Source organism: Streptomyces katrae, assembly GCF_000966975.1.
GTDB lineage: Bacteria > Actinomycetota > Actinomycetes > Streptomycetales > Streptomycetaceae > Streptomyces > Streptomyces katrae.
Genome location: NZ_JZWV01000923.1, coordinates 1 through 8460, shown reverse-complemented (window position 1 = coordinate 8460; position 8460 = coordinate 1). Strand labels below are relative to the sequence as shown.

The window sequence follows — 8460 nt, the reverse complement described above, 5'->3', positions numbered from 1 at the left end:
CGAGCACCCCGCCCGCCCCGCAGCCCGCGGCCCCCGCCAAGGGCCCGCTGACCGGCCGGACCGTCGTGATCGACCCCGGGCACAACACCGGGAACTTCAAGCACGGCCGGGAGATCGACCAGCAGGTGGACATCGGCACCAACCGCAAGGAGTGCGACACCACCGGCACCACCACCAACTCCGGTTACATGGAAGCCGAGTTCTCCCTCGACGTCTCGCACCGGGCGCGCGCCCTGCTGGAGGCCAAGGGAGCCAAGGTGGTCCTCACCCACGACGGCGACCGCCCGTGGGGCCCCTGCATCGACGAGCGGGCCCGGATCGGCAACCAGGCCGCGGCCGACGCCGTCGTCTCCGTCCACGCCGACGGGGCCTCCGCCGGCAATCGCGGCTTCCACGTGATCCTCCCCGCCCGGGTCAAGGCCGGTGCGGCCGACACCGCGAAGATCGTCGGCCCCTCCCGGGACCTCGGCGAGCGCATCGCCTCGAACTTCGCCCGCGCCACCGGCTCCTCCCCCGCCAACTACCTCGGCAGCGGTACCGGGTTGGTCGTCCGGGACGATCTGGGCGGGCTCAATCTCTCGACCCGGCCCAAGGTGTTCCTCGAATGCGGCAACATGCGGGACGAGAAGGACGCGGCGCAGCTGATGAGTCCGGAGTGGCGGCAGAAGGCGGCCCAGGGCATCGCGGACGGCATCACCGGATTCCTGGGCGGGTAGCCCTCCCGAGGCGGGCGGCCTCCCGGGGGCGGACGGTCCCCGGGCCGGCGCCCCCGCCGCCCCGGTCCTCTCGGCCGCGGAAACCTCCGTACCATGGGGGCGCCCGATCCACCCCCTGCCAAGACCGAGAAGGACACCAGAGACGTGAACATCCGCTCCCTCACTCGAGGCGACGGCGTGGTGATCGGAGCAGCGGTGCTGCTGTTCATCGCCTCGTTCCTCGATTTCTACTCCGTCCCCGGCGGCGACCTCCCGAGCGTGTGGGACACCGACGTCTACCGGCTGGCCCTCCCCGCCGTCTTCCTGATGGGCTTCATCGCGGCCGGCCTGCTGATCGCGGCCCGCTTCCAGCCCGAGGGCCGCAAGGTCGGCGGCCTGACCCTGACGGCCTGGGGCACCGTGCTGGCCGTGGCCGCCGCCTGGAACGGTCTCTGGTCGCTGATCGCCACCCCGCCGCTGGCCGACCTGGCCGCCGGCTGCATCCTCGGGTTCCTCGCGACGCTCGCCCTGGCCGGGGTGGCCGTCGCCGGCGGCAAGGTGCCCGCGCTGGCCGGGCCGCTCGTGCCGGAGCCGAGGCCCGTCACCGCCCAGCCGTACGGGGGCCAGCCCGGCACCGGCTACGGCTACCCGGGCGGCCAGCAGCCGCAGGGTTACGGGGCCACGCCGCAGCCGGCCCCGCCGTACGGGGGCACCCCGCAGGACTCCTCCGGCGCCGGGTTCCCGGCCGCCGAGTTCACGCCGTTCTGGTTCGCGGTGCCGGTGGCCCGGCCCCTCTTCGCCGAGGACGGCTCCCCCACCCCGATCGCGGAACTCGCCCCGGGCACCTGGTACCTGGCCGTCGACCAGCGCGGCCCGTCCACGCTGATCGCCCAGACCCAGGACGGCCGCCGCGGCGTCCTGAACGACACCTCGGGCATCCAGCGCGGCTGATCCCCCGCGCGCGCACGCACGTACGGCCCCCGCCCCGACAGGGCGGGGGCCGTCGCACTTCCCGGCGGGGGCCGTGTGCCCTACAGTCGGCCGGACGATCGATCTGACATGACGTCAGATTTCGGTCGGGGCCGCGAGCCATCGGTTCGGCATTGGCATTGGCATTGGCGTCGGCGGCATTGGTGCCGGCATCGGCGTTGGCATCGGCGTCGGCGTCGGCGCGGGCATGACGGCTGCCTCGGCAACGGCGGCGGCAGCAGCGGCATTGGCAGCAACACCGGCATCGCGGGAGGGACCGTACATGCGCCTCGGACTCGCACTCGGCTACTGGGGCCGCGGCCCCAGCCCCTCCCACCTCGACCTCGCCACCGAGGCCGAGCGCCTGGGCTACGACTCGGTGTGGACCGCCGAAGCCTGGGGCTCCGACGCCTTCACCCCGCTCACCTGGATCGCCGCACACACCTCCCGCATCCGCCTGGGCACCGCCATCGCCCAGATGGCCGCCCGGACCCCCACCGCCACCGCCATGCACGCCCTCACCCTGGACCACCTCTCCGGCGGCCGGATGATGCTGGGCCTGGGCCTGTCCGGACCGCAGGTCGTGGAGGGCTGGTACGGGCGCCCCTTCCCCGCGAGCCCGCTCACCGCCACCCGTGAGTACGTGGACGTCGTCCGCCAGGTGCTGCGCCGCGAGGCCCCGGTCGCCCTGGACGGCCGCTTCCACACCCACCCGTACCGGGGGGAGGACGGCACCGGCCTGGGCAAAGCCCTCAAGCCCATCACCCACCCGCTGCGGGCGGACCTCCCGCTGCTGCTGGGGGCGGAGGGACCGAAGAACATCGCCCAGACCACCCGGATCGCCGACGGCTGGCTGCCGCTGTACTGGTCACCGACCCGCACGGACGTCTACCAGGCCTCCCTGACCGGCCTCCCCGAGGGGTTCATGATCGCGCCGATGGCCCGGGCCCACGTCTGCGAGGACGTCTCCGAGGGCCTGCTCCCGGTCAAGGCGATGCTGGGCTTCTACATCGGCGGCATGGGGCACGCGGCCCGCAACTTCCACGCCGACCTGATGGCCCGGATGGGGTACGGGGACGAGGCCCGGCGGATCCAGGAGCTGTTCCTGGCCGGGCGCAGGCAGGAGGCGGTCCTCGCCGTCCCGGACGCCTTCGCCGACGAGATCTCCCTGGTCGGCCCCCGCGGGCGGATCGCGGAACGGCTCGAACTGTGGCGCAAGGGCCCGGTCACCGACCTCCTCGTCACCGCCCCGGACCCGCACACCCTCCGGGTCCTGGCGGACCTGAACGGCTAGGCCCGGGCCGGTGCCGCCGCCGGTCCGGTGGTCAGCCTCCGAGCTGGGAGACGCTCGGCACCTGGTCGGTCACCGGGGCGCCCGCGCTCTTGCCGGCCTCCTTCACCCCGCTGATCACGTTCTCGAAGGAGCTGATGTCGGCGTCACCCGCCTGGCCCTTGCGCAGCTTGGTGGCCAGGTTCTTGAGGGAGTCGATGCCCGCCGTGAGCGGAGCCACGGCCTTCGACAGCAACGGGTCGCCCTGGGCGTTCTCGGCCGCCGCCTTCAGCCGGTTGTACGCGAAGGCGCCCGCGAGACCCGCCTTGATCAGCGCGAACGTACGGCCCTTCGCACCCTTCTTGAACTTGCCCGCCCGGTACGGCTTGATGATCCACTGATAGGTGGCCCCCGCCGCGAGACCGGCGTTGGCGACGAAGCGCGTCTTGGCGAACTTCTGCCGCTCCGCCGACGTGCTCGGCTCGGGCGTCGCAGCGGCCAGCGCGTCGGCCTCGGCCGCCTCCGGCTCCGCCACGGCGAGGGCGGCCAGCTCCGCCGCCGTCGCCGCCGACGAGACCTCCTCCCGTCGGCCCCGGTCCCCACCGGAGCCGCACGCGGTGGCGCCGGCCAGCAGGGAGGTGGACAGGACCAAGGCCGTCACGGCGCGACGGAATCGGACGGTAGTGGGTACGCGCACGGTTGCCTCCGGGGACTGAGGTGTCCTCCGCAGCCTCACCCGGCCACCGCCACCCCGCCAGTCGGGCCACCCGTTCGGATCCGGCGGGGCAGGACGTCCAGCCGTACGGGTTTCAACCGTGCGGGAGCGGCAAGACGCCCGGCATGTACGCAGACCGCAGCGCAGGACGCCACCGGGCCGGCTGGTCGGCCGGCCGGCTCGTGGCGCTGGCAGCCGACATCGTCGCGCTGATCATCGTCGTCTGGATCGTGCTCGACCTGCTGGACGCGAACCGCTCCAACGACGTGGTCCAGTGGTTCCACGACGCGGCGACCTGGCTGGCCGGCTGGTCGCTCGACATCTTCCACCTCAGCCGCCACTGGGCCCAGGTGATCGTCGGTTACGGCGTGGCCGCCGTGGTCTACCTGGTGGCGGGCCACGCCCTGGCCCGTCTCCTCCAGCGCGTCTGAACCAGCCGGGCGGGCGCCGGGGCCGTCACCCCGCCGCCCGCCCGCCGCCGGTCACGCGCAGCAGCCCGGGTCCAGGCCCGCCGGGAGCCGCTCGCCGCCGAAGACGACGGTGGTGGCCTCTTCGCCGCCCAGCGCGGCCACCGCCAGCAGCAGCGAGCCGGCCGTCCAGGTCGTCTGCTCCACCGGCCACACCGCCCGGTCCTCGAAGACGTAACCCGTCCAGTACATGCCGTTCTCGGCGCGCAGGTGGCCGATCGAGCGCAGGACCTCCAGCGCCCGGTCCGACTCCCCCATCGCCCACAGGGTGAGCGCGAGCTCGCAGGACTCCCCGCCCGTCACCCACGGGTTCGGCAGCACGCACCGCACCCCCAGGTCCGGGACGACGAACTCCTCCCAGCGCTCCTCGACCCGCGCCTTCGCCTCCGCACCCGTCAGGGCGCCGCCCAGCACCGGGTAGTACCAGTCCATCGAGTAGCGGGACTTGTCCAGGAACCGCTCCGGGTGCCGGCGTATCGCGTGCCCCAGCGCGCCCGCCGCCAGCTCCCAGTCCGGCTGCGGGTCACCGCGGTGGTCGGCGATGGCCAGGGCGCAGCGCAGCGCCTGGTGGATGGAGGAGGAGCCGGTCAGCAGGGCGTCGGTGACGGCCGTGCCGTCCGCCTCGCGCTTCCAGCCGATCTCGCCGCCGGGCTGCTGGAGGCCGAGCACGAACTCGACGGCCGCCACCACCGCCGGCCACATCCGGTCCAGGAAGGTGTCGTCGCCGGTGGCCAGGTAGTGGTGCCAGACGCCGACGGCGATGTACGCGACGAAGTTGGACTCCCGGCCCGCGTCCTGCGGTTCGGCGGTGTCCACGCCCTCGGGCCGGTCCGCGTAGGCCGCGTACCAGGAGCCGTCCGGGTTCTGGTGGCGGGCCAGCCAGGCGTAGGCGCGCTCCGCCGCCTCGTGTTCGCCGGCCGCGTCCAGGGCCATGGCGGCCTCGGTGTGGTCCCACGGGTCGAGGTGGTGGCCACGGAACCACGGTATGGCCCCGTCCGCGCGCTGCACGGCGAGTATCCCGGCCACCGTCTCGGCCGCCTGCTCGGCGGTCAGCACGCCGTCCAGGACGAGGTGTTCGGGGACGGTGCGCTCCGGCGAGCTCACTGGGCGGAGCCGGCCGTGCCGACGGGGAGGTGGGGCTTGGTCGCGTAGGCGACGAAGCTCTTGCCGATGAGCGGGTTGAGGGCCTGCTCGGCGAGGCGGGTGGCCAGGGGCTTCTTCATGATGTCCCAGACCAGGAGCTTGTGGTACGCCTTGACCGGCAGCGCCTTGTCGTTGTCCACGCCGAAGGCGCACTTGAGCCACCAGTACGGGGAGTGCAGGCCGTGCGCGTGGTGGGTGCCGTACGGCTTGAGGCCGGCCTGCTTCATCTTGCCGAGGAGTTCGTCCGCCTTGTAGATGCGGATGTGGCCGCCCTCGACCTCGTGGTAGGCGTCGGACAGGGCCCAGCAGATCTTCTCCGGGCCGTAGCGCGGGACGGTGACCGCTATGCGGCCGCCCGGCTTGAGCACGCGCACCATCTCGGCGAGGACGCCCTTGTCGTCGGGGATGTGCTCCATCACCTCGGAGATGATGACGACGTCGAAGGACTCGTCGGGGAAGGGCAGGGCCAGGGCGTCGCCCTCCATGGCGGTGGCGGTGGCTCCGGCCGGGGCCTCACCGGCCTCCTTCATGGCGGCGAACCACTTGGCGACCTCGCGGATCTCCTCGCCGTTGCGGTCGACGGCGACGACCTGGGCGCCGCGCCGGTAGCACTCGAAGGCGTGCCGGCCTGCGCCGCAGCCCAGATCGAGCACACGGTCGCCTGCGGCGAGCGGGAACCGGGAGAAATCGACGGTCAGCACGGGGTCCTGCCTTCGCGGTCACGGGGGTGAAGGGTGGTGCGGGTGGTGCGGGGTGAAGCGGGTGGTGCGGGGTGGAGCGGGTGGAGCGGTGCTTGGGTGGGGTGGTGCTGGGTGGTGCGGGGGGGGGTGGTGCGGTGGGTGCGGGTGCCTGGGTGGTGGGGCCTGGGTGGTGCGTTGCTCACCGGGTCCGGGCGGCGGTGCGCGCGATGGCGGCTCTGTAGTGCGCCACGGTGCCTTCGGCCGCCTTGGCCCAGGTGAACCGGGCCAGCACCCGCTGCCGGCCCGCCGCGCCGAGGCGGGCGCGCAGGCCGGCGTCGCCCAGCATCCGGCCCAGGGCAGCGGCCAGCGCCCCCGCGTCGCCGGGCGGCACGGCCAGACAGGTCTCCCCGTCCGGGCCCGCCACCTCGGGGATGGCCCCGCCGGTGGTGGCGACGAGCGGGGTGCCGGTGGCCATGGCCTCGGCGGCCGGGAGTGAGAAGCCTTCGTAGAGGGAGGGCACGCAGGCCACCTGGGCGCTGCGCACGAGGTCGACGAGCTCGGCGTCGGTGATGCCCTTGACGAAGCGCACCGCGTCCTGGAGGTCGTACTTCTCGATCGCGCGGGCGACCGGTCCGCTCTCGGCCCGCTTGCCGACCACGACGAGGTGCGCGTCGGGCTGCTCGGTGCGCAGCTTGGCGAGCGCCTCGACGAGGTGGACGAGGCCCTTGAGCGGGACGTCGGCGCTGGAGGTGGTCACGATCCGGCCGGGGACCTCGGCCACGGAGGGGTCGGGCGACCAGAGGTCGGTGTCGGCGCCGATGTGGACGACGTGGATGCGGTCGTCGCGGACGCCGAGGTGTTCGGCGATCTCCTGCCGGGAGGAGCCGGAGACCGTGAGGACGGAGGGCAGGCGGCGGGCCACGCGGCCCTGCATGCGGGTGAACGCGTACCAGCGGCGCACGGAGGCCCGCTTCTTGCGGTCCTTGGCGGCGGCGAGGTCCAGCTTGCGGTCGACGGTGATGGGGTGGTGGATGGTCGTCACCAGCGGTGCGCCGAGGTCGCCGAGCAGGCCGTAGCCGAGGGTCTGGTTGTCGTGGATGACGTCGAACTCGCCCGCGCGGGCCTGGAGGTGGCGCCGGGCGCGGAGGGAGAAGGTCAGCGGCTCGGGAAAGCCGCCGGTCCACATCGTCGCGACTTCCAGGGCGTCGATCCAGTCCCGGTACTCGTCGCGCTTGGGCGTGCGGAACGGGTCGGGGCTGCGGTAGAGGTCCAGGCTCGGCAGTTCGGTGAGCGTGGCGCCGGTGTCGAGCACCGGATAGGGCTGCGCGCCGATCACCTCGACGGAGTGGCCCAGCTTCACGAGCTCGCGGGAGAGGTGGCGGACGTAGACGCCCTGGCCGCCGCAGAACGGGTTCCCCTTATAGGTGAGGAGTGCGATGCGCAACGGGCGGTCGCCGTCGGTGGCGGAAGCCTCGAAAGCCTCGAAAGGGCTTGTCACCATGGCCTCTGCGGTCACTCTCGGCCCCCTTCTCCCTGCGCTGTCGCCGGAGCGTAACCGCTCGGATAATGTAGAACAAGTTTCAGACTTGATCCGTCGAAGACCATTGAATCTACCGGCCGGAAACCACACCGTAAGAGGCGGAGCAGGTGATTCGCGCCACGGCTCGGACGCCTGACATCCTTGCTTGCGGACCCATCCCGGAAGCAGCCCCCGCAACGACACGGAACGCCAGGAACGGGACACATGACAGCGGAAGCGAAGGCCGTCACGAAACCGGCGACGGCGACGATGACCGGCCCGGCGTCCCCTCCCCTGACGGAACGCCAGGAGGCCCGCCGCCGCCGGATCCTGCACGCGAGCGCGCAACTGGCCAGCCGGGGCGGCTTCGACGCCGTGCAGATGCGCGAGGTCGCGGAGTTGTCGCAGGTCGCGCTGGGGACGTTGTACCGGTACTTCCCGTCCAAGGTGCACCTGCTCGTCGCCACCATGCAGGACCAGCTCCAGCACATGCACTCGACCCTGCGCAAGCGGCCTCCGGCGGGCGAGGAGCCGGCGGAGCGGGTGGCGGAGACCCTGATGCGCGCGTTCCGGGCGCTGCAACGGGAGCCGCACCTGGCGGACGCCATGGTCCGCGCCCTGACGTTCGCGGACCGCAGCGTCAGCCCGGAGGTGGACACGGTCTCCCGGCTGACGACGGCCATCATCCTCGACGCGATGGGCCTGGAGGCCCCGCCGACGGCCGAGCAGTTGTCGGCGGTCCGCGTCATCGAGCACACCTGGCACTCGGCGCTGATCACCTGGCTGTCGGGGCGGGCGTCGATCGCGCAGGTGAAGATAGACATCGAGACGGTGTGCCGGCTGATCGACCTGACGGCGGCGGAAAAGGCCTGATCGGGTTGTCGGGGGGCGCGCTATCTCCCCCTCGAGGCGTCCCGGCCGAGCGGTGATTGCCCACCCGCCTCCCTGTCTGCGGGCCGGTGGGTGGGGGGCGGGTCCCGGTTGGGCGGTCTCGGAGACGGG

9 protein-coding genes are annotated in these 8460 nt (G+C 73.0%); 5 read left to right on the top strand and 4 right to left on the bottom strand.

All coding sequences use genetic code 11. The annotated features are described in order from the left end of the window. The 3 genes from VR44_RS29700 to VR44_RS29690 form a co-directional block, all read left to right on the top strand. On the top strand, positions 1–716 hold a 716-nt coding region (locus VR44_RS29700; RefSeq protein WP_045950710.1), incomplete at its 5' end, for an N-acetylmuramoyl-L-alanine amidase. A 144-nt stretch (positions 717–860) separates the two neighbouring features. Beyond that, a complete protein-coding gene (locus tag VR44_RS29695) occupies positions 861–1646 on the top strand; it encodes a hypothetical protein (protein ID WP_045950709.1) in 786 nt (261 codons plus the stop codon). Positions 1647–1947: 301 nt separating this feature from the next. Next, positions 1948–2958 carry an LLM class F420-dependent oxidoreductase gene (locus VR44_RS29690; protein ID WP_045950708.1) on the top strand — a complete coding sequence of 337 codons (1011 nt, stop codon included), beginning with the start codon at positions 1948–1950 and terminating at the stop codon, positions 2956–2958. Positions 2959–2989: 31 nt separating this feature from the next. Here the strand turns inward: VR44_RS29690 and VR44_RS29685 are convergent, their stop codons facing one another. Continuing rightward, positions 2990–3595 (bottom strand): hypothetical protein, encoded by a 606-nt coding sequence (locus VR44_RS29685; RefSeq protein WP_245692464.1) that lies wholly within the window; start codon positions 3593–3595, stop codon positions 2990–2992. Between the two features lie 179 nt (positions 3596–3774). Between VR44_RS29685 and VR44_RS29680 the strand changes: the two genes are divergently transcribed. Further along, entirely contained in the window at positions 3775–4080 is a 306-nt protein-coding gene (locus tag VR44_RS29680; RefSeq protein ID WP_045950706.1) for a hypothetical protein, read from the top strand. A 51-nt stretch (positions 4081–4131) separates the two neighbouring features. Here VR44_RS29680 and VR44_RS29675 read toward each other — a convergent pair whose 3' ends face one another. From VR44_RS29675 to VR44_RS29665, 3 genes are all read right to left on the bottom strand, one after another. After that, positions 4132–5220 carry a prenyltransferase/squalene oxidase repeat-containing protein gene (locus VR44_RS29675; protein WP_045950705.1) on the bottom strand — a complete coding sequence of 363 codons (1089 nt, stop codon included), beginning with the start codon at positions 5218–5220 and terminating at the stop codon, positions 4132–4134. Beyond that, positions 5217–5960, bottom strand: a complete 744-nt coding sequence (locus VR44_RS29670; RefSeq protein ID WP_045950704.1) for a class I SAM-dependent methyltransferase — start codon at positions 5958–5960, stop codon at positions 5217–5219. The genes VR44_RS29675 and VR44_RS29670 overlap by 4 nt, the downstream gene beginning before the upstream one ends. A 178-nt stretch (positions 5961–6138) precedes the next feature. Then, complete coding sequence (locus VR44_RS29665) at positions 6139–7455, bottom strand: glycosyltransferase family 4 protein (RefSeq protein WP_045950703.1); 1317 nt, start codon at positions 7453–7455, stop codon at positions 6139–6141. 228 nt (positions 7456–7683) lie between these two features. Here VR44_RS29665 and VR44_RS29660 point away from each other — a divergent pair, with 228 nt between their 5' ends. Further along, positions 7684–8331 carry a TetR family transcriptional regulator gene (locus tag VR44_RS29660; protein ID WP_045950702.1) on the top strand — a complete coding sequence of 216 codons (648 nt, stop codon included), beginning with the start codon at positions 7684–7686 and terminating at the stop codon, positions 8329–8331. Positions 8332–8460: the final 129 nt, after the last annotated feature.

Coding starts and splice junctions, on each gene's coding strand:
- VR44_RS29660 (WP_045950702.1), top strand. CDS start 7,684: ATGACAGCGGAAGCGAAGGCCGTCACGAAACCGGCGACGGCGACGATG.
- VR44_RS29680 (WP_045950706.1), top strand. CDS start 3,775: ATGTACGCAGACCGCAGCGCAGGACGCCACCGGGCCGGCTGGTCGGCC.
- VR44_RS29690 (WP_045950708.1), top strand. CDS start 1,948: ATGCGCCTCGGACTCGCACTCGGCTACTGGGGCCGCGGCCCCAGCCCC.